Raw genomic sequence first — 21248 nt, 5'->3', positions numbered from 1 at the left:
GGACACCGGGCGGTCGGTCCCCGACCGCTCCGGACGACGGGCGGCCCCCTCGCGGGCCGCCCGTCCCACCTTCCACCGGACCACCGGACGGGCAGCGATCGGGAGCACCCATGGCAGACCTCATCATCACCAAGGCCGTCCTCGAGGACTCGGCCACCAAGTTGCAGCACATCTCGGACGAGCTCGAGCACCAGAAGTCGGACGACCGCGCCCTGACCGAGGTCTACGGGCAGCACGACGTGCAGAAGGCGATGCACGACTTCTCCGGCGACTGGAAGATCCACCGCAACAAGATGAAGGGCGCCGTGAAGGACCTGCACGACAAGATGCAGAAGTCCGTCGAGCACTGGTCGGCCCTCGAGCAGGACCTGCACGACAAGCTCACGACCGAGTCGCACCCGACCGACGGGGCGGCCGCCTGATGCCCGCCCGCGGAGGGAACTGGGCGCTCGTCGGCGAGGCCTCGGACCCGATCGTCGCCGACACGCAGGTCGTGCACGAGCTCGTCGACTACTACCGCTCCATCGCGGACGAGATCCGGAGCGAGGCCGACGTGCTGAAGCGCATCGGCGAGGGCGACCAGTCGCAGTTCAAGGGCGAGTCCGCCGACGCGGTCCGGAAGAAGAGCGGCGAGGTCGCGTCGTCGCTGCAGAAGATGTCCGGCCGCTACGACGCCATCCGTGACGCCCTGACCGGGTACCTGCCGTCGCTCGAGACCGCACTCGACGAGTCCGCGGCGGCGCTGCGCGAGGCGGAGGACGCATCGGCAGCGGGATCGCGCGCCGCGAGCATGGCGGACCCGTCGCAGGGTCGGGCGCAGGACGCCCCGCCGTTGACCGCCGACGAGCAGGGGGCCGTCGACGCGAAGCACCGCGCGACGGACGACGCCCGCGCGGGAGCCGACGCCGCGACCGCGAAGCTCCGACGGGCCGTCGACACCCTGAACGGTGCCGGACGCCAGGCGGCATCGACCATCCGTGCGGCCTGGGACGACGGCCTGCACGACACCCTCGGCGACAAGATCAAGGCGTTCTTCTCGAAGCTGCTGAAGATCCTCGTCAAGATCTTCACCTACATCGGCATCGCCCTCGCGGCGCTCGCGATCCTCATCCCGGGGGTCGGGATCCTGACCTTCATGGCGGCCGTCGCGGCGTCGGTGACCCTCGTCGCGAACATCACGCTCGCGGCCATGGGCGAGGGCTCGTGGCTCGACGTCATCACCTCGGCAGTGGGGCTCGTGCTGGTCGGGGTCGGGGGCGCCCTGACGAAGGCGGTGTCGACGCTCAAGACGGCCGGGCTCGCGAAGGGCACGGTGGGTCTGCAGAAGGACACCCTGTCCAAGCTCCAGGGGCTGCAGCGTGCTCGCGACCTGAAGATCGACGAGGCGCTCGGTGCGAAGGACTTCTCGGCCTTCAAGAACGCGCGCGAGAGCCTGGCGACGATCAGGAAGGACATCACCGCGGCCGAGGGCAAGCTCGACCTGGCCAGGACGAAGAACGTGGTCGACGGCTTCAAGGAGAAGCCGAACTGGTGGCACCCGGGCAAGGCCCTGTGGAACGAGGACAAGGCGAAGATCGCCGACGTCTTCGGCAAGGGTGGCAAGGGCTGGCAGTGGGAACGGCTGCTCAGCGTCGACCGGCAGATCGAGATGACGAAGATGCAGAAGGAGATGTGGTCGAAGTACGGCGTCGCGATCGCCGCGTCGCCGACGTGGCACTCCTGGGCGTCCGGCGGGCGCGTCATCGCCAGCTGGGCGAACACCTTCGCCTACGGGCAGGGCATCAAGCCGACCGGGTGGGGCACGGACCAGGAGCGCGTGCCGGGCTACAAGGACGCGACGGGAGCGCTCACCACGCCGTGAGCGCCGTGTGCGTCCGGGAACCGGTCCGTCTTCCGGGGGACACCGGGCCGGTTCCCGCACCGCGACACGCCGATACCCGCCGGTCTCCACCGCGCGGTGGCATGTGAATACCGCTCGGGATCGGCCGTGCCACGACGCCGATGTTCTGGAATGTGCACATCACTGTGCAGACGTCCGACTGGACCGCGTCGAGAAATGTACCCCCCGAGATCGTTCCGCTCTGGAATAACGTTCCCGGTGTCCCTCGACCGGGGGGCGCGACGAACGACAGGAGCAGGCCATGCCCAACTTGAACGTGACCTACGGCGAGATGCAGGACGCCGCGACCCGACTCGTGAACGGTGAGCAGGACATCACCTCGAAGCTGCGTGAGCTGAAGGCCCTGGTGGACTCGCTCATCTCCGGTGGCTACGTGACCGACCAGTCCTCGGTGGCGTTCGGCAGCTCGTACCAGGAGTTCAACGACGGTGCGACGAAGACCATCGAGGGTCTCGAGGGCATGTCGATGTACCTGAACAAGGCGGCCGAGGCGCTGCAGCAGACCGACCAGGAACTCGCGAACGCCATCAAGTAGCGCGTCCTGCGCCCCGGTCGACGCTCCCGTCAGCGACGTCGACCGGGGCGTTCCCGTTCCCGAACCCCGTCTCCCCCGGAGGTACCCGTGCCTGACCTCGTGATCAGCCAGGAGCTCAGTGACAGCGCTGCGAAGGTGCACGCCATCAACGACGAGCTCGAACACCAGAAGTCCGACGACGGCCAGTACCACGGCGTCTTCGGCGAGTCCCACCTGCAGGACGCCTTCTCGGACTTCAGCGGCGACTGGAAGCTCCACCGCGAGAAGATCCGCAAGAACGTCGACAAGCTCGACAAGAACCTGCAGAACTCGATCGAGACCTGGACCGACCTGCAGCAGCAGCTGAAGGACGGCCTGCAGTCGCACGAGGAGACGGCCTGATGGCGGGCCGCGCAGGCGACTGGGCCGCGCTCGACGAGGCCGGCGACCCGATCTCGACGCAGCCGGCGAAGGTGCTCGAGCTCGCGGCCTTCTACCGCGACATGGCGGAGAAGATGGAGACCACGGCCGCCACGCTCGACAAGGTCGGCAGCGGCGACGAGGGCGTCGGCAAGGGCGAGTCCGTCGACGGCATCCGCAAGCGGGCGAAGGACGTGTCGGGCTCCCTCAAGCAGATGACCGGACGCTACCGGGCCGCCGGCGAGGCGCTGCAGGGGTTCGCGAACGCGGTCGGTGACGAAGCCGACCGGTCGGCGGGCACCGTGATGGGCACCTCCTGGCAGGCACTGCAGGACGCGATCGCCGCGAAGGGCGACCTCGGTTCGGCGCAGGGGCTGGCCGACCCGGTCGCCGCGGCCAAGCAGGCCGGCACGGAGCCGACCCCCGAGGACACCTCGGACAGTCAGAAGCGCGCCGAGCGGATCTCCGGTGCCGAGGGCGCGGTCGCGGCGGCGAAGCGGAAGCTGCAGGACGCCCGCGACCAGCTGACCTCGGCGGGTCAGCGGGCCGCGAGCACCATGCGCGGTGCGTGGGGCGACGGGCTGCACGACTCCGGTTGGTACAAGTTCATCCACATGCTCATCAAGATCCTGACGATCATCGGGATCGTCCTGGCGGTGTTCGCGTTCCTCATCCCGGGCCTCGGCATCGGGGCGATCCTCGGGGCGATCTCCGCGGGGATGACCCTGATCGCGCAGGCGGCCACGTTCGCGATGGGCGAGGGCAACGTCTTCGACCTCGTGATGGCCGTCGTCGGCGTCCTGACGCTCGGGCTCGGGACCGCGATCACGAAGGTCACCTCGACCGCGGTGAGCAACGGGATCAAGGCCACCAAGGGTGCGATGACCTCGAAGTTCACCGGGGCGAGCAAGAAGGCGCACGAGGCCGTCGGCGTCCGGAAGGACCAGCTGCAGGCGCTGAAGCGGGACCGCGCGAGTCTCGACCGGCGGCTGCACCAGCCGATGTCGTCGGCGCAGACACAGACGATCACGAAGCAGCTCGACGGGCTGCAGGCACAGATCAGCAAGGCGACGCGGGCACTGGAACGGGCCCGAGGTCGTCGTGACGCCGTCGACGTGGAGTGGATCGGGACCGAGGCGTCGTTCGCGGCGAAGTTCGCCGACAACCCGAACTGGTGGAACGTCACGAAGATCCACAAGGTGATCGCGAACGACGCGAAGCTCGTGAAGAAGCAGTTCTGGACCGAGGTCGGTACCCGTGGTGGTCTCAAGGACTGGGGCGAGCGTTTGGGTGGTGTCGACTTCCAGTTCACCCGCGACCGCTTGCATGACTTCGAGAAGCTGAACCGGCTCCGGTCGGGTGTCACCGCGGCACCGTGGTACCACGCCGGCGCGAACGGCTTCATGAGCGCCTGGGGCAAGGGCAACGCGATCGCCGGCCTGGTGATCGGTCCGATCGGCATCGGTGCGGACCAGTCCCGCCCGTGGTCGGACTGGGTGGCCGAGCACAAGCACCCGGTCACCGACCTGCCGACCGTGCCCGCCGCGCAGCGCTGAACCGACCGGAGGACCACCATGACGACCGCCACCGTCTCGTCGAGCATCACCACCGACGGCGCCACCTGGCTCCTCGTCCCGCACCCGGACGAGGCCGACCCGGCCTGGCGGGCCGAGACGCTCGAGCTCTTCGACGCCGTGGCACGGCTGGACCGCGAGGACGGACGGTCGTCCGCCGCGGAGCTCGACGGGCCGGGTGCCCTCGCGACGCTGCTGGAGCACCGCGCGGCGCTCGGCCCGGCGCAGCGCCTGGTCGCCTCGCTCGTGGTGCCCGGCAACTGGCCGCTGCCGGTCGTCGTGACCGTCGGACCGTCCGAGGGCGGCACCGCCGAGCTCCTCGACCTGGCCGGGGCGACCGGCGGCCTGCCGGTCGAGCCCCCGTCGGTGGACGAGCTGCCGGAGCACGTCGGCGGCGAGGGCCCCGTCGTGATCCGCTACGACCTCGACGACGCCGGGGCGATCTGGGCCACGGTCACCGCCGTGCGTCGCGCGGACGGGGTCGACACCCACGTGCGGTGGCGGACGACCGACCTGGCGCTCGTCCCGGTGTTCGCACCGGTCGTCGTCGAACTCCTGGCAGCCGTCGAGAACGAGGTGCACGCATGACCGGACCCACCGCATCGTTCCTGGTCGTCGTCCCGCCTGGGTGGGCACGCCTGCCGGCCGGCGAGGACCAGCGCGCCGAGCTCGGCGAGACCGTCCGGGCTGTGATCGCCCGCGCCCTGCCGGACGACCTGCCGCGCGACCGGGCCGAGCCGCTCCGGCAGGAGATGCGCAAGCGCCTGACGTCCGCGGTCGTCGAGGCCGGCGACAGCGGCGCGACCGCCGTCTACATGCCGGTCCAGCCGGTCGACGGGTACACCCCGCCGGTGTCGATCATCGAGTGCGAGGTCGACGACGAGAGCGAGGAGGCGCCCGAGCAGGTCATCGCCCAGCTGCTCGCCGACGCCCTGCCGACCCGGCGCGACCCCGACGACACGGGCCTGCGCGAGGTCGACGGCGGGATCGCGGCCCGCACCGAGCAGACCGTCCGCCGTGCCGACGTCGCGACCGAGCTGCCCGGCATCGGTGACGACCTGCCCGTCGTCGACGACCGCCAGGTGACCTACACGATCCCGGTCCCCCACCGTCCCGGACGCTGGGTGCTCATGTCCTTCTCGGCGATCAGCCGGACGGACCCGGAGGACCCGGAGGCAGCCGACCGGCTCACCGATGCCCTGGTGATGCTGTTCGACGCCGTGATGACCACCTTCCGCTGGACCGACGTCCCCGGTGCCGAGCCGACCCCGCTCGAGCGCCGGATCACCGAGATCGCCGAGGCGCGCGCATGACCTGGTCCTTCCTGACGCCGGAGTCGCACCTGCTGGTGACCATGTCGGTCGTGGTGCTCCTCGCCACCCTGGCCCTCGTGGTCCCGACGATCGTCGCGCTCCGCCGCCGGGCCTCGACGGACGCCCTGGCCTGGGCCGACCAGGTGCGTCGCGACCCCGCGGCCGCGTGGGCGGTCGACCGGGTCCTGCGCGCGGTGGACGCCTCGTGCGCCGCCGCGAACGTGCTGTTCCCGGGCGCGGTGCGCATCACGATCGGGACCACCGTCCGCATCGACGTCGCCTCGCCGACGATCGCCCCGCCCGCGCCGTGGACGGCGACGCCCGACGGCCGCACGTGGTCCGCCCCGACGTGGGCGCTCCAGGCGGTGCCGCTCGCGGGTGGCGCGCCGGTCGAGTTCGCGACGGTCGTGTCGTTCGGCACGGACCGGGACGACACCGTGCTGGTCGACCTGCGCCGCGTGGGCGGGATCCTCGCCCTCCGCGGCGAACCGGCCGCCCGCGAGGCCCTGCTGGTGCGCCTGGTCGAGCAGGTGCAGACCGCCCCCTGGGCGGTCGGCACCACCGTGCTCGGCGTCGGCACGGGCACCCGGGCGGGCACGGCGGTGTCGGTGCGCGACGCGATCGCGGCGGTCACGGCGGACGCGACCCCGGGCCTCCTGGTCGTGTCGCGGGTGCCCTCCGGCGAGGACGGCCGGGAACTCGCCCGACTGCTCGAACGGCCGGGCGGCCGGTGGGCCTGCATCGCGGTGGCTCCGCACCCGCTCGCCCGCTGGACGATCGAGGCGCGACGCGACGGCACGCACGTCTCCGACGTCCTCGGCACGCTGCAGTGGGCCGGCCTCGGCCGGTCGGTCCCGGTCGACCCGGCCGCGGGAGCCGACACGACGCAGCGCGACGACGTGCCGGCGGAGGCCTGATGCGGGTCGTCGTCACCGTCGTCGACGACGGCACGGGTGACACCTCGGACGTCCTCGTCGACGCCGCGGGGCGGACGCCGATGCGGACGGTGGTCGACGCGCTCGTCCGCCGGACCGGCGGTGCGCCGATGCCCGCCGACGCGCCGGACGGGGACGTCCCGTTCGAGCGCAGCGGACTGGTCGACGGCGCGGTCCTGCACGTGGGCGGCGCGGTGCGCCCGGAGCCCGAGCACGGTGTCGTGCACCTGCTCGTGGTGGGCGGGGCCGACGCCGGCCGCGTGCGCCGGCTGTCGCCGGGCACGGTCCGGATCGCGCTGGCCGACGACGGCGCGGCCGCGGTCGGAGCCGACGCCGACGGACGACCCGGCCTGGAGGCACGCACCGCGTTCGACGGATCGGTGACGGTCCGCCTCGCCCCGGCCGAGGACGACGATGCGCGCCCGGCGGACGAGCCGGTGCCGGCGCTCGAGGACGAGTCCGTCACCGACGCGTGGACCGCCTGGCCCGCCGGGGCCCTGGTGCGGTTCGGCGACACGGTGCTCAGTGTGCGCCCGGTCGAGGTGGTCGACCGGATGCTGCTCCGGCCACCGGACTCCGGGCAGCTCGACTTCAACCGGCCGCCGCGGCTGCTCCCGCCGTTCTTGAAGACCGACTTCCGGATCCCGAAGCCGCCGGTCGCCCCGCAGCGCTCGGCCATCCCGTGGATCATGGTGTTCGTGCCGGCGATGTTCGGCATCGTGATGGCGACGGTCTTCCACTCGCCGTTCTACCTGCTCTTCGCGGCGATGACGCCGATGATGGTCATCGGACAGACCATCAGCTCGCGACGCACCGGCAAGAAGAGCCACCGCAAGCAGCTCGCCGAGCACCGGGAACGGGTCGCGGCGCTCGAGGCGGCGATCGAGCAGGCCGTGCTCGACGAGCGGGACCAGCGGCGGACCTCGTCGCTCGACGCCGCGTCGCTGCGGGTCGTCGCGACCACCCCCGGGCGGCGGCTGTGGGAGCGTCGGCCCTCGGACGGCGACCACCTGCACGTGCGGATCGGCACCGGCGACCTGCCGTCGAGCGTGACGGTCGTCGACGACCGCGACCTGGACGGACTGGCGCACGAACCGCGCACGACCCGCGGGGTGCCCGTCACGGTGCCCCTCGCCGAGGTCGGCGTGCTCGGCATCGCCGGGGCCGGGGAGTCCCCGCGGGAGCTCGGGCGGTGGGTGCTCGGGCAGCTCGCGGTCACGCAGAGCCCGCGCGAGGTGCAGTTCGTCGTGCTCACGGCGCAGCAGCACGTGCCGACGTGGGCGTGGACGCTCTGGCTCCCCCACCTCCGGCCGACCGGTGGGCAGGAGGCGCTCGCGCTCATCGGTGCCGACGGCGAGACGATCGGTCGCCGCCTGGCCGAGCTGACCCAGGTGCTCGCCGAGCGTCGGGCCGAGCGGCAGAAGAACGGGATGAACCGGTCGCGGTTCTCCCCCGAGATCGTCGTCGTGCTCGACGGCGCACGTCGGCTCCGCGCGATGCCCGGCGTCGTCGGGCTGCTCCGCGACGGGCCCGCGTGCGGCATCCGCCTCGTGTGCATCGACGAGGAGGAGTGGCAGCTCCCCGAGGAGTGCGTCGCGACCGTGGCGCACCGGAGCCCGACGCAGCTCGTGCTCCGCCGGCAGCTCGCCGCCCCGGTCGAGCTCGTGCTCGCGGACCGTGTCGGGGACGACTGGTTCGACGACGTGGCGCGCGGGACCTCGCCGCTGCGCGACACCAGCGGGTCGGACGGCGACGGGCTGGTGCCCGACGCAGCGCGGCTGCTCGACGTCGTGGACCTGCCGCAGCCGGACGGCGCGACCGTCGCCGAGCGGTGGGCCGGGTCCGGCACGAGCACGGCCGCGGTCGTGGGCGTCGGGATCGACGGCGCGTTCGAGCTCGACCTGGTGAAGGACGGTCCGCACGGGCTCGTCGCCGGGACCACGGGCTCGGGCAAGTCCGAGTTCCTGCAGACCCTCGTGGCATCGCTCGCGCTCCGGAACCGCCCGGACCGGATGACGTTCGTGCTCGTCGACTACAAGGGCGGTGCGGCCTTCAGCGTCGCGTCGGACCTGCCGCACACCGTCGGGCTCGTCACCGACCTCGACCAGCACCTGGTCGAACGGGCGCTGCGCTCGCTCCGCGCGGAGCTCACCCGCCGCGAGCACATCCTGGCGGCGTCCGGCGCGAAGGACATCGAGGACCACGAGGCGCACCTCGCCCGGGGCGGTGCCGGCGAGCAGATGCCGCGGCTCGTGCTCGTCATCGACGAGTTCGCGGCGATGGTCACCGAGTTGCCGGACTTCGTCACGGGCCTCATCGGCATCGCCCAGCGGGGCCGGTCGCTCGGCGTGCACCTGATCCTGGCGACCCAGCGCCCCGGCGGCGTCGTCGGCCCGGACATCCGCGCGAACACGAACCTGCGCGTCGCGCTGCGCATGACCGACTCGGGCGAGAGCACCGACGTCATCGACGTCGCGGACGCCGCGCGCATCCCGAAGAGCGTGCCGGGGCGCGCGTACGCGCGCCTGGGGCACTCGTCGGTCGTGCCGTTCCAGTCGGCGCGCGTCGGCGGTCGGTGGGCCGGTGAGGAGGACCCGGCCACGGGCCTCCCGTTCGTCCGCGTGCTCGACTGGCGCGACTTCGCCACCGCACCGCCCACCCGCCCGTCGCGCAGCGACAGCACGACCGCCGCGACCGACCTGTCGGTGCTGGTGCAGGCGATGGGCGACGCCCGCGACCGCCTCGGCATCGGGCGGGTGCACAGTCCGTGGCTGCCGCCGCTGCCCGAGCTGCTGCCGCTCGCCGAGGTGGCGTCGGCCGCCGTCGGGACGCGTCGTGCGGTGGCGTCCTCCGAGGATGGGCTGCGCTTCGCGGTCGGTCTCGAGGACCTGCCGGACACGCAGGAGCAGCGCGCCGCGGAGGTCGACCTCAGCCGCTTCACCCACCAGTTCGTCGTCGGCGCCCCCGGTTCCGGGCGGTCGTCGGCCCTCCGCAGCCTGGCGGCGTCCGCAGCGCGGGCCGTCCCGTCGTCCGACCTGCACCTCTACGCGATCGACTGCGGGAACGGGGCGCTCGCGTCGCTGCAGCAACTCCCCCACTGCGGCGCCGTCGTCCAGCGCACGCAGGTCGAGCGCGCCACGCGGCTGATCGACCGCCTGACGCGCGAGACCGCGCGTCGGCACGACCTCATCGCGGCGGCGTCGGCCGCGGACATCACCGAGCAGCGGCTGCTCGCGCCCGAGCGCGAACGCCTGCCGCACGTGCTCGTGCTCATCGACCGGTGGGAGAACTTCACGACCTCGCTCGGCGAGGTCGACGGTGGCGCCCTGACCGACGCGGTGCAGTCGATGCTCCGCGACGGCGCGGCCGCCGGCATCCACGTCGTGGTGTCCGGCGACCGGTCACTGCTGGCGTCGCGGATGTCGACGCTGACCGACGACAAGGTCGTGCTCCGCCTGACTGACCGGCTCGACTACTCGCTCGCCGGCATCAACCACCGGAAGCTGCCCGCGTCGATCCCACCCGGTCGCGGGTTCCGGGCCGAGTCCGGCACCGAGGTGCACTTCGCGACCCTCGGCACCGACGTCTCCGGGCAGGGCCAGACGACCGCTGTCCGGAACCTGGCGGAGGAGCTGCGCGCGGCGTCGCCGGTGCCGCCGTCGCCGCGCCCCTTCCGGGTCGACGCGATGCCGAAGGACCTGGACCTGGACGCCGCACTCGCGCTGTCGTCCGCGCCGGAGCCGCAGCCGATGGTCGCCGTGACCGGTGTGGGCGGCGACGACATGGAGCTGCAGACCGTCGACCTGTCCACCGGTGGCGGCACGTTCGTCGTCGCGGGGCCCTCGCGCTCCGGACGGTCGACGATGCTCGCCGCCATGGCGCGGTCGCTGCTCGTGGGTGGGACGTCGCTCGTCGTGCTCGCGCCGCGGCCGGGGCCGGTGCGGGACCTCGAGGGGCTGCCGGGCGTCCGCGCGGTGTTCAGCGGGGACGACGTGACGCAGGAGCAGCTCGAGCCGGTCCTGGCGGCGGACGGGACGCCCCTGGTGCTCGTCGTCGACGACGGGGAGCTCCTGATCGACTGCTCGGCGGCGCGGTGGCTGCGGGACTGGGGTCGGGCGGCCGCGGACAACCGGCAGGGGATGCTGCTCGGCGGCAACACGACCGGATTGGCGGCCGGGTTCGGCGGGTGGCAGGTCGACGCGAAGAAGAACCGCCGCGGTGCCCTGCTCTCGCCGCAGGACACCCTGGCCGGGGACCTGATCGGCGTGCGGATCGCGCGGTCGTCGATCTCGTCGCGGATCGTGCCGGGAGCGGCGTTCGTGCACCTCGGTACGGGGCTGGCGTCGACCCTGCAGGTGCCGATGGTGCCGGCCGGCACGCGGGCGGGGTCCGAGTCGGGCGCGCTCGTCTGACCTCGTCGGTTCGCTCGTCCGGGCGGCGGGCTGCTGCTCCGGGTCGCTCGTCTGACCTGGCGGGTTACCGGTCGCGGCGGTCCGCTGATCCTGGGAGCAGCCCGAGAACGCCCAGGACAACCATCGCTGTTGTCAAGCGGTTCTGCACAGTTCTCGGGGCCGATCCACCAAGGTTCAAGGTGCACTTGAAGCCCGGTTTTCCACACATCGTGTGGAACAGGAAACCCCAGGTCAAGCGGTCGAACATGTGTTCCCACGGGTGGTTGTCCACATGTTCGTCCACAGTTGTCCACACGCCGGTCCGGCGTGTTCCGCAGACAGTCCACAGAGTTATCCACAGGTGCGTTTGCTGGGGATAACTCTGTCCCCGTAGCTTGGCCCAGCGACTCGGCGACAGCAGGGGTGTCGGTCGTCCGGGGTAGAACAGCCGGTGCGGACCGCGGTCCGTGCCAGTACCGACAAGAGGGAGTCCGTGTGTCGATCGCGCATCTCGATCCGTCCCCGCAGGACCTGGCCGACCGCGGGGTGGACCGGACCCCGCCGCACGACCTGCTGGCGGAGCAGTCGACGATCGGCGGGATGCTGCTGTCGAAGGACGCCGTCGCCGACGTGATCGAGACCGCGCGCGGCGTGGACTTCTACATCCCCAAGCACGAGGTCATCTTCGACGCGATCCTGTCGCTCTACTCGCACGGCGAGCCGACCGACGTCATCGCCGTGACCGACGAGCTCACCAAGACCGGCCTGCTGTCCCGCGCCGGCGGCGCCGAGTACCTGCACAGCGTCACGAGCATGGTGCCGACCGCCGCGAACGCCGGGTACTACGCCGCCATCGTCGCCGAGAAGGCGGTGCTCCGCCGCCTGGTCGACGCCGGCACCCGCATCGTGCAGATGGGCTACGCGTCGGAGGGTGAGGTCACCGACCTCGTCAACAGCGCCCAGGCAGAGGTCTACAACGTCGCCGGCGGCGTGCAGACCGAGGACTACGTCCCCCTGACCGACGCCATCGGCGCGGCCATCGACGAGATCGAGGCCGCGAAGGGCCGCGACGGGCAGATGACCGGCGTGCCGACCGGGTTCAGCGGCCTCGACGCCCTGACGAACGGCTTCCACCCCGGGCAGCTCATCATCGTCGCTGCCCGACCCGCACTCGGCAAGTCGACGCTCGCGCTCGACCTGTGCCGCGCCGCCGCGCTCAAGCACGACCAGACCGCCGCGTTCTTCTCGCTCGAGATGGGCCGCGCCGAGATCGCCATGCGCCTGCTGTCCGCCGAGTCGAGCGTGCCCCTGCAGAACATGCGCAAGGGCACCGTCGACTCCCGTGACTGGACCACGATCGCGCAGACCCGCGGTCGGATCAACGACGCACCCTTCTTCATCGACGACTCCCCCAACATGACGCTCGTCGAGATCCGGGCGAAGTGCCGCCGACTCAAGCAGCAGCACAACCTGAAGCTCGTCGTCATCGACTACCTGCAGCTGATGACGTCGGGCAAGAAGGTCGAGAGCCGCCAGCAGGAGGTCTCGGAGTTCTCGCGTGCCCTCAAGCTGATGGCGAAGGAGCTCGGCGTGCCGGTCATCGCGCTGTCGCAGCTGAATCGTGGACCCGAGCAGCGTGCGGACAAGAAGCCGATGATCTCCGACCTGCGCGAGTCGGGGTCGATCGAGCAGGACGCCGACATGGTGATCCTGCTGCACCGTGAGTCGGCGTACGAGAAGGACAACCCGCGGCAGGGTGAGGCGGACCTGATCGTGGCGAAGCACCGCAACGGGCCGACGGACACGATCACGGTGGCGTTCCACGGGATGTTCTCGAGGTTCGTGGACATGCCGCAGTAGGGGACTCGTCGTCGTCCGCCAGCTGACTCGTCCGACTGCCACTCGACGTGTCTGGAGTACGGATCTGGACACGTATTGCGGCAGCGCGGAGCCGCTCCCTCGACGAGGGCACAGCGCAGCCTTCGTGTGCCTTGGGGCGTCCGTCCGGCGTGCGTGCACCGAGATGATTCGCGGACCATCTATGTAAGATGGGGATCGCTCCGGAGCAGGGCATCAGGAGTCCGAAGCCTCCGGAGGCAACCCGGGGCCCGCTGGCGCACCGGCAATCGGACACAGACTTACCGGCCAGGCGAACCCAGCCATCACTCATCCGCGCCGTGGCGGTCCAAAGGTCGGCGATGGGCAGCGGCTTTGGTTGCGCCTTACGCGGCGGCTCGGGATTGCTTGCGAATCCTCCCCTTGCGGAAGAGCCATGCCGTTCTGACCGAGGTCGTCGTTATCCGGAAAATCACGGCCAGCCGAGGCTACGGCCTCAGTGTCACCTCGGCTACTTGCGACCCTCAGTCAAGGTTGCGATTAATGGCGTGCACGAGCTTCTCTGCCGCGTCGAGCACTGCCTTATTGGGCTTTCGGCGGGAGCGAGATCGCAGCAGAGCACCGGCGGGAGAGAAGTGGTTGTACCGGCCGCCATTCACGCCGCGTGCTGCGAACACGGCGTCGACGTCGTGAACGACTCGGTCTGAGCCATTCAATTCATCCAATGTGATCGGACTGCCACTCAGGACTCCTGCAAAAGCGGCGTTCACAAGTTCGAGGTAGGTTCTACGATCCAGGATGTCTTCAATGTCTGCCTCGGACCGGCCAAGTGCATGTCCCACCTCGACGATGCCACCCTGATATAGCTTGCCGGCGCTGCGGAGCTCGGAAATCGTGCGCGTGTTAGCGGAGGATGAGTCCGTCAGTACCGCGACGCGTAGTTCGTTCGCGCCGAATAGCGTCAGGAAGGCGGGAAGTTTGCTGATTCCCCCGCCTGGGACGATAACCCAGCGCTCGTCCAGTCCGTCGCGACCGGCCTGCTGGAGCTCATCCGACAAGTACTGAAGAAAGACGACGTCAGATGGGCCCTCAACGAATAGAACATTTGGCCCAACGAAGAGCGTCTGGGTGAGTTCGATTCCTAGGGCGGCGTGAAGCGGGAACGCGGACTCCCCGTCTACGCGCAGGACGTCCGCGGACACACGTGTTCCTGCAGATTCTTCGTCAACGACGGTTCGCACCCGATTGAATCGACCGGCGTCGACCATGAAGGGCGAGTGCGTTGAGAAGAGGACTTGATGATCGGGCGCGAGGCGATCGTCAATAAATCGTAGAAGGTCGTGCTGCGCGGTCGCATGCAGGCTCAGTCCAGGTTCGTCCAACAACAGGATGAGGGGCTGCGCAGCTTCCTGTTCGATTTGCGAGAAATAAGCCAAAAAAGAGAAAAACCATACAAAACCGCGCGACCGCTCATCAAAGGGTACCGTGACGCGGTGACGAAGGTTCTGAACGCGGATTTGAAGGAGCGGCCCGCGGTCAAGTGGCGCCGCCGCGCCAGCCTCTGGCTCCGGGATAACAGCTAGCTGGACTTGTAGATTCTTATTCTGACTCCAGTACTCGAAGACCTCGTCGCTTATGGAATTGGAGGCGTTTTCAAGCCGACGAATCAGGTGTTCATGGCTTTCAGGGTTGGAGAAATCTTCGAGCGCAACCCCGGCGAGATCGAGTAGCGCAAGCAGAGCGCGCTCTCCGCGCGTGAGGTCGTCAGCGTCCCGTTTGGTGATCAACCGTGGGATGGACACTTTTCCGGGCATGTTGTCGTAGTCACCGAAGTACACAAACATGGGTCGCCGGGCGTTCAGGATGTCGATCGCTTGCAGCGCGGGGTCCTGCTTCCGCCACGACCGCACCTTCGCAAGGGCCGCCCCTGAGGCGGTTGTCGGCCCCTCCATTGATTCCAGCGCGGCCACCAGCTCGGTCACTGTTGTGGCCGCTTGAGCAGCGGCCGCGACGGTTGGGGGAAGCTCCATCGAGCCAAGCAAGTGGGCGACGATACGGTCTTCGTTGACTGGCGCATCCCAAGTGGATCCGCTGTAGCGGTACCCAGTTGTGACGGTGATCTGCCTCCGCTTCAGAGCGCCCTCGCCGAGCTCTGCCTCCACAGCTGCAACGTCGCCGTCCTCGAGGGCGTACTGAAGGACGGTGACTTCGATCGGCCCGTCGCTGCGGAGGAGCTCTCGGGACTTGTGACTCGGGTAGTCCAGCCCTTCGTCGAACGGAGCGGTCGCGATGGGCCGACTCTTGTAAAGGGCTTGCAGCGTGGCTGTCTTACCCGACTCGTTCTTTCCCACCAGGCAGGTCACGTCTGGTTCCACCGCGAACTCGGTCGCGTCCTCGATGCTCCGGTACCGACGAATCCGTGCCTGAACTAGTTTCATCTTTGCAGCGTAGTGGTCGGATCTGACACTTTGCGGCGCGTCAGCTCTCTTTTTCGAGCCGTGTCCTCGATTGCCAACTCGAGTGAGACGCAGTCGAGTATGACGCTCGCGGCTAGCTGTCCGTTCGCCGCGCGAGTTGAACCCAGAAGGGACTGCTCGAACTCCGACAGAATCGCGTCGGGTGTCCTCCCCGAGCTCGGCAGCACCAGCGGCGCCACGACAGATTCGGTCCGGACCCGCAGCCACGTGCCCCATCCCACCGAACGAGCCTCCTTCGACACGCTTGTCCCGGAGCATGGCGGGGCGTCGACTGCGGGTGACGAGGAGGATCCGGTGCGCTGCTTTCCTGGTACCTCAGCGTCGTGTTCGTCGCGGACGGGGACGTCGAGTTGGTGTGGCAGGTGTGCGGCGCGCTACCACGTACCGTCGTCGGCCGTCCGTCAACGAGAACCCCGCTCTACTACCCTCGGAGCGCCCCCAACGTTCCCGCAGTTAGTCACCCTCCGCCAGGCGACTTCCCGTAAGCCCTGCCCTGGTGCCACAGCCCGCCACCGATCACCCTGCCATCATGGGTTGCCGCCGCCCCAGACCAGCCAGTACCGCGACCACCTCGGAAGAGTGACCACTCCCCGTGCGTCATCGCAGCGAAGCGGAGGCGACGCAGCCCCGACGCCGCGCAGCACCGCCTACACGACATCTCCATCATGGAAAAGGCAAGTGTAACTTGCCTTGCAGGGCAAGCCCGCCTAGACTAGGCTTATGAAGCCGCAGAAGTCACGGGACGTGATCAAGCACCTCGGGACCATCGGCTGGGTGCTTCTCTCCGACGCTCCGGGCAGTCACGAAATTTGGGGCCTGCCCGACGAATCGGTGAAGTTCTCGTTCCCGTTCGGGCACAAGGAGGTGTCCGCGGGGGTCCTCCAGAAGTTCAGCAAGAAGGCGGGCGCGAACGTCCCGAAGGGATGGAAGTGATGAGCAACAAGAAGGTGGTTCGCAAGCCGGGTGGCGGTTGGGACGTGCGAGGCGGAGGTGAACGTGCCTCGGCGCACACCGACACTCAGGCTGAGGCGATCGACCGCGCCCGGCGAATCGTCCGTAACGGCACCGGCGGCGGTGAGTTCGTTGTCGGCAAGAACGGTTCGGGTCGATCCGTTGTCGGCAAGAACGGCGGCGAGCGGTCCGTCGTGATCAAGAGTGGTGGAACACCGTCCACCGAAAACAAGCGTACGTATGACGTCACCGTCGAGCGCGAGGGGCGCTGGTGGGTGTTCGAGATTTCCAAACTCGACACCGCAGGCCAGGCGCGCAATCTCGCCGAGGTCGCTGACGAAGCACGCGGCATCATCAGCGCTTGGGAGCACATCGACATCGACTCCATAGATGTGTCCGTGACGGTGAAAGCGACCGAGGATGCCCGCACTGAATGGCAGCAGGCAGACGCCGAGTTGGCAGCGGCGCAGGCGCATGCCAGCGAGCGCAAACGCGCTGTGGTGATGGGGCTCCGCAGTCGAGGACTCACCGCTGACGACACCGGCCGGGTGCTCGGAATCAGCAAGCAGCGCGTATTTCAAATCGAGAAGGAAAAGAGCGACGCGAGCTGACAAATCGGAACGGCGTGTCAGTGGCGCATGCGAAGATGCCTCACATGGTCTCCATCGAGTTGAACAAGCCCGTCGAACAGCAGTTCCAGGACCTCACGAGCCTGCGAGCTGGTCTCATCGAGGCGCAGACTGTCGTCATCACCAATCAGCCTGATATCCACCACACCGCCGCAATCACCAAGGGTGAGCGCACCGCGAAGGACGAGGAAGTTGGGAAAGCCTGGGACGCGCTCCACCAGGAGCCCGAGAGTGGACGCGTCTTCTCTTGGAAGGGCGGAGGTGGATTCGAAGTCTCCCTTGCCTTCGGAGAGTCGTTGAAGGTCACTGGGCATGTGAAGGGCATCGACGCGAAGGTCGTGGAATTCGTCTACGACCGCGTTACCAAGGCACTCGCCAAGGCCGCATAGAACGCGGAAGTACCCCTGATCAGTCGGCAGTACTTCTCCTCGAAGCCGTGAGGTAACCCGAGCGCCCTCCCGACCTCGGTCGGGAGGGCGTCTCGCATCTCAGGATTCGGCCCGTTCAACAACCGTGATCTGCCACGCGGCGTGTCATATGTGAGTGTCGGTGGTTGGGGCTACCTCGCCTCTGACGAAGGAGGTGAACGTGAGCACGAACAGGGACGTGACCCACAACCCAAACGGCGGTTGGCACGTGCGAGGCGGCGGTGACCGCGCCTCGGCACACACCGACACCCAGGCTGAGGCAATTGACCGCGCGCGGCAGATCATCGGCAACCAGGGTAGCGGGGAACTCTCCGTCCACGATCGGCAGGGTCAGGTGCGGGCGAAGGACACAATCGCACCAGGCAACGACCCGCGGATCGTGAAGGGCTGACCCGAACGTTCCCTCACAGCAGGACCGGATCACCGTTCGGTGGTCGGGTCCAGTGCCCTGGCGCGGGCGCTCAGGCGCCGGGGAAGCCCCGCTTACGGGCAATTTCGTCCCACTCGTCGAGCCGACCGCCGAGCATGTTGCTCAGCTCGCGCGCGGTCGTCGAGTGCAGGTAAGTAACGCACGCCGTGGATGGTGACCTCGATGCACTCGTCAGCAGTGGGATCTGTGATGGCCACACCGACGTGGCCGCTCGGCCAGTTCCGCGGTACTGCCGGTTCGCGCGTTTCGGCCGGTAACGGTGCAGACGCCCGCTCTGCTTTGGGTCGTGCTCCCTCGGATCAGGTTTGACGTGCGATCACCACGGTGACCCGGCACGGCAGGAAGCAAGCGCTTCGCGGAGACCTGGTCGTTGCGCGGGAGGACTCCGAGTCGTTCGAGCGCGACGCGGTGAGCGGTGAGGACTCGTTCGGAGATCGAGACGCGGGCGTACCCGATGTGGGGAGCCCTCGTGCCGCGAGGACCGGCGCACGGCACCTGGTCGGGACCAGAGCCGATGCCAACGGCCCCGCCACGTCCGGGAGGGACGTGGCGGGGCCGCGGGAGGAGCCTCCCGTCCGACGCGCGAGTACGAGGCGGACGGGAGACGAGGGATCAGCGCTGGGCGCGCCGGCGACGCACCGTACGGGCGCCGATCAGGCCGGCGCCGGCGACGAGCAGACCGAGGGCCCACGCGAGCGGCGAGGTCTCGTCGGCACCCGTGTACGCGAGCCGACCCTTCGCCTGCGCGGGTGCCTTAGTACCGTGCTGGACGGTGCCGATCGGGGTCGACGCCGTCGGGACGGTGACCGCTGCGGTCGGGGTGACCTGCACGTCGAACGCGGTGCTGAAGTCCGCGGCGCTGACGGTCAGGCGGTGGACCGAGGCGTGCGGGAAGGTGACGCCGACGAAGCCCGAGCCGCCGAGGAACGAGCCGTCGGCGACCGGGTCCGCAGCGATGACGTCCGAGGCGACGTTCGAGCGGACGCTGATGTCGGCGCCCTCGCCGGTCTCCTCGTCGACGACGGGGTTGCCGTACTGGTCGACCAGGTTGCCGGAGAGGAGCAGCGTGCCGCCCTGCGGGACGGTCGGGGTACCGCCGTCCGTGTCGGTGGTCGTGAAGCCGGAACCGAACGAGCCGTCCGTCTCCCAGTCGGTCTTCTCGGTGACGACGGAGCCGTCGGCCTTGATGATCCAGGAGCGGAACGAGCCCGAGTGCTGCTGCGCTTCCTCGTCGAACCATTCGGTCGGCAGACCGCTCTTCACGAACTCGAGGTACGTCGCGCGGTCGAGGGCGTAGGCCTCGAGGCCGACGGGCGCAGCTGCCACGACGTCGAGCTCGACGGTCTGGGTGACGGTCTGGGTGCCGCTCGTGGCCGTGACGGCGAAGTCGTAGGCGGATGCGTCCTCGGTCGAGCCGCTCAGCACCCCGGTCGCCGGGTCGAACGAGACGCCCTCCGGCAGCTGGTCGGCCGGGGTCTCGCCCTCGTGGTCGTCCTCGTCCCCGGTGTAGTAGTAGTCGAGGCTCAGCACGGGCTTCGGGGAGCCGGTCGCACGGAACGTGTACGAGAACCGCTCACCCGCGGTGGCGGAGACGGTGAGGTCGTCCTCCTCGGTGGTGCCCGCGGTGATCGGGGTGCCGGCCTCGTCGACGAAGACGGGCGCCTGCGTGACGGGGGCGGTCTGCGCCGACTCGGACTCGACCGGGACGCCGTTCTGCGTGTTCGTCACCGTGGCGGTGAGGACCTTGCCCGCATCGGCCGCCTTGACGACGTACGTCTGGGCCTGGCTCACGGGGGTGCCGTCCGCGGTCCAGGCGTAGCTCAGGGTGGTCGGGGCGGTGAAGCCGGACGGTTCGGCCGTGAGCTTCGAGCCGACCGAGGCGTCGCCGTCGATCGTGACCGTCCCGGCGGCTGCGGCGATGCGCGGGGTCGACTCCGGAGCGGTGCTCGGGGCGTCGGTGGTCGGGACGGTCGGTTCCGGGGCGGCGGGAGCGTCGGTCGCCGGTACTGCAGGCTCCGCGGGGGAGTCGGCGGGCGGGGTGGCCGTCGAGGACGGGTCGGTCGCCGGGGCGTCGGCCGACGGTGCCTCGGCGGACGGGCTCGGCGTGGTGTCGACAGCGGTGGTCCCGCTGTCCGCGACGGTGGTGCTGGACGTCGGCTCGACGGCGGAGGCCGACGTCGCGGTCATGATGCCGAGACCGGTCGACAGGCCGACGAGGGCGATGGTCGTGCCGACGGCGCAGGCGCGTCGGACGGTGGAGTTGCTACGGCGCACGGGTTCCCCCTGGGTCAGGCGACAGTCCGGGAAACTGTCGGTCCGCGCAGGTTAAGAGGACGCTGGGAACCGCGCTGCTCCCTCGGTCGGGGGGCATATGGGAAACCCCTGGTCAGGACCGGTCGTTCCACGGTGGGCTGAACGATCGTTCAAGCAATGTCAGTCGGCAGGATGACGGCGGTGGCCGGTCGGCAGAGCGGGCGGGACGCTGAATTGCGACCTCGTACTGTTCCGCGGCACTCGATGTCGACACCGTCTGGCGACATTTCCCAGCGGGTCGGTGGCGAAGCCGGGAGGATGTGTCTCGTTCATAGTGCGCGGCTGCGGTGCGGCTGACCCCGCGGAGGCGAGCCGCTGTCAATTCAGGATTGACACGAGACCGCGGCGGCGGGAGCATGTCTCCATGCGGAACACCATGATCCTCGGACTCATCGCCGTCGCCTTCGGGCTCCTCGCGATCGGGAGCGGTTACGCCTGGGGCGTCGGGCGCGATGGCATGCTGCTCGCTGTCACCATCGGAGCCATCGTCTTCGGACTGGTCTTCGCGGTGTTCGCCGTGAGTGCGGCGCGAGCCCAGCGCTGAGAAGCATGACCGACTCCGCCATCACTGCACAGCTGAGGGAGCTGATCGCCCGCGCCCTCCCCGAGCTGGACGACGACGATCCTGGTCTCGGTCCGGAGGTATTCCGCGAGCAGTCGCTGAGAGCGGTTGAATTGTGCCTGGCGATGCGCTCGTCGCTCCGTGAGGTCACCCAGGCGGCCGTCGACGGGGCAAGGCGGAACGGGGCTTCCTGGGCAGCCATCGGGGAGATCCTCGGTTCGTCTCGTCAAGCCGCGCAACAGATGTACGGGTCGGCGCTGGCCGACGCTGCTCCGTCCGCGGTCGACGCCGCGCCAGCGGTTCGGACGCTCTACCCGGTGACCGCGTTCGACGAAATGGGCAAGCTCGCGAAGCTCGGCGCCGATGGCTGGCACGCGATCCGTGTCGGGCTGCAGTCCCACGAGCTCGTGCAGGACACCCGCCCGTGGGAGCATGTTCGGGTGCTGCAGGGGGGCCGGAAGTCGTCTCGCCTGCCGATGGAGGGCTGGATGGAGGTTCCCGGGGGGACGTTCCCGTGGGTGTACTTCACGCGACCCGTTCCACCTGAATCGAAGGACTCGACTCGCCGATGACAT

At 69.4% G+C, this 21248-nt stretch carries 18 protein-coding genes; 16 read left to right on the top strand and 2 right to left on the bottom strand.

Annotated features, from left to right (window positions below; translation table 11 throughout):
- The first annotated feature begins 110 nt into the window (after positions 1-110).
- The 10 genes from AB0N84_RS11180 to dnaB all read left to right on the top strand — a co-directional run bounded on the left by AB0N84_RS11180 (position 111) and on the right by dnaB (position 12907).
- On the top strand, positions 111-422 hold the full coding sequence (locus tag AB0N84_RS11180) for a hypothetical protein (protein WP_182045198.1): 312 nt from the start codon (positions 111-113) through the stop codon (positions 420-422).
- Positions 422-1861, top strand: a complete 1440-nt coding sequence (locus tag AB0N84_RS11175; RefSeq protein WP_182045199.1) for a hypothetical protein — start codon at positions 422-424, stop codon at positions 1859-1861. The genes AB0N84_RS11180 and AB0N84_RS11175 overlap by 1 nt, the downstream gene beginning before the upstream one ends.
- Positions 1862-2141: 280 nt before the next feature.
- Positions 2142-2435 carry a WXG100 family type VII secretion target gene (locus tag AB0N84_RS11170; RefSeq protein WP_058748771.1) on the top strand — a complete coding sequence of 98 codons (294 nt, stop codon included), beginning with the start codon at positions 2142-2144 and terminating at the stop codon, positions 2433-2435.
- 87 nt (positions 2436-2522) lie between these two features.
- Positions 2523-2816, top strand: coding sequence for a hypothetical protein (locus AB0N84_RS11165; RefSeq protein ID WP_069712626.1), 294 nt, complete (start codon positions 2523-2525; stop codon positions 2814-2816).
- A complete protein-coding gene (locus AB0N84_RS11160) occupies positions 2816-4390 on the top strand; it encodes a hypothetical protein (RefSeq protein WP_363546233.1) in 1575 nt (524 codons plus the stop codon). Before AB0N84_RS11165 ends, AB0N84_RS11160 begins: the two co-directional genes overlap by 1 nt.
- Positions 4391-4408: 18 nt before the next feature.
- The gene (locus AB0N84_RS11155) at positions 4409-4996 is read left to right on the top strand and encodes a hypothetical protein (protein ID WP_363546230.1); all 588 of its coding nucleotides are present in this window, start codon (positions 4409-4411) and stop codon (positions 4994-4996) included.
- Entirely contained in the window at positions 4993-5721 is a 729-nt protein-coding gene (locus AB0N84_RS11150; protein ID WP_182045202.1) for a hypothetical protein, read from the top strand. Before AB0N84_RS11155 ends, AB0N84_RS11150 begins: the two co-directional genes overlap by 4 nt.
- Positions 5718-6638 carry a hypothetical protein gene (locus AB0N84_RS11145; RefSeq protein WP_363546227.1) on the top strand — a complete coding sequence of 307 codons (921 nt, stop codon included), beginning with the start codon at positions 5718-5720 and terminating at the stop codon, positions 6636-6638. Before AB0N84_RS11150 ends, AB0N84_RS11145 begins: the two co-directional genes overlap by 4 nt.
- A complete protein-coding gene (locus AB0N84_RS11140; RefSeq protein WP_363546224.1) occupies positions 6638-11068 on the top strand; it encodes an FtsK/SpoIIIE domain-containing protein in 4431 nt (1476 codons plus the stop codon). The genes AB0N84_RS11145 and AB0N84_RS11140 overlap by 1 nt, the downstream gene beginning before the upstream one ends.
- A gap of 474 nt (positions 11069-11542) precedes the next feature.
- Positions 11543-12907, top strand: coding sequence for a replicative DNA helicase (gene dnaB / locus AB0N84_RS11135; RefSeq protein WP_069712620.1), 1365 nt, complete (start codon positions 11543-11545; stop codon positions 12905-12907).
- Between the two features lie 500 nt (positions 12908-13407).
- Here the strand turns inward: dnaB and AB0N84_RS11130 are convergent, their stop codons facing one another.
- Positions 13408-15321: an AAA family ATPase gene (locus AB0N84_RS11130; protein ID WP_363546221.1), complete on the bottom strand. Its 1914-nt coding sequence runs from the start codon at positions 15319-15321 to the stop codon at positions 13408-13410.
- A 759-nt stretch (positions 15322-16080) separates the two neighbouring features.
- On the opposite strand from AB0N84_RS11130, the gene AB0N84_RS11125 reads away from it, so the two are divergent.
- From AB0N84_RS11125 to AB0N84_RS11110, 4 genes are all read left to right on the top strand, one after another.
- Positions 16081-16293: a type II toxin-antitoxin system HicA family toxin gene (locus tag AB0N84_RS11125; protein WP_363546218.1), complete on the top strand. Its 213-nt coding sequence runs from the start codon at positions 16081-16083 to the stop codon at positions 16291-16293.
- Positions 16293-16922: a DUF2188 domain-containing protein gene (locus AB0N84_RS11120; RefSeq protein WP_363546215.1), complete on the top strand. Its 630-nt coding sequence runs from the start codon at positions 16293-16295 to the stop codon at positions 16920-16922. The genes AB0N84_RS11125 and AB0N84_RS11120 overlap by 1 nt, the downstream gene beginning before the upstream one ends.
- A 44-nt stretch (positions 16923-16966) precedes the next feature.
- A complete protein-coding gene (locus tag AB0N84_RS11115) occupies positions 16967-17329 on the top strand; it encodes a hypothetical protein (RefSeq protein WP_363546212.1) in 363 nt (120 codons plus the stop codon).
- 199 nt (positions 17330-17528) lie between these two features.
- Positions 17529-17759: a DUF2188 domain-containing protein gene (locus AB0N84_RS11110; RefSeq protein ID WP_363546209.1), complete on the top strand. Its 231-nt coding sequence runs from the start codon at positions 17529-17531 to the stop codon at positions 17757-17759.
- Positions 17760-18410: 651 nt separating this feature from the next.
- Here AB0N84_RS11110 and AB0N84_RS11105 read toward each other — a convergent pair.
- The gene (locus AB0N84_RS11105; protein ID WP_363546206.1) at positions 18411-20072 is read right to left on the bottom strand and encodes a putative Ig domain-containing protein; all 1662 of its coding nucleotides are present in this window, start codon (positions 20070-20072) and stop codon (positions 18411-18413) included.
- Positions 20073-20475: 403 nt separating this feature from the next.
- Here AB0N84_RS11105 and AB0N84_RS11100 point away from each other — a divergent pair, with 403 nt between their 5' ends.
- A complete protein-coding gene (locus AB0N84_RS11100) occupies positions 20476-20655 on the top strand; it encodes a hypothetical protein (protein WP_363546203.1) in 180 nt (59 codons plus the stop codon).
- Positions 20656-20660: 5 nt separating this feature from the next.
- A complete protein-coding gene (locus AB0N84_RS11095; RefSeq protein ID WP_363546200.1) occupies positions 20661-21245 on the top strand; it encodes a hypothetical protein in 585 nt (194 codons plus the stop codon).
- Positions 21246-21248: the final 3 nt, after the last annotated feature.

The sequence above is a fragment of the Curtobacterium sp. NPDC089185 genome, from assembly GCF_040685235.1.
Classification (GTDB): Bacteria; Actinomycetota; Actinomycetes; order Actinomycetales; family Microbacteriaceae; genus Curtobacterium; species Curtobacterium citri.
Note: the sequence above shows the minus strand (reverse complement) of the source record. Positions and strands in the feature narration are given on the sequence as shown.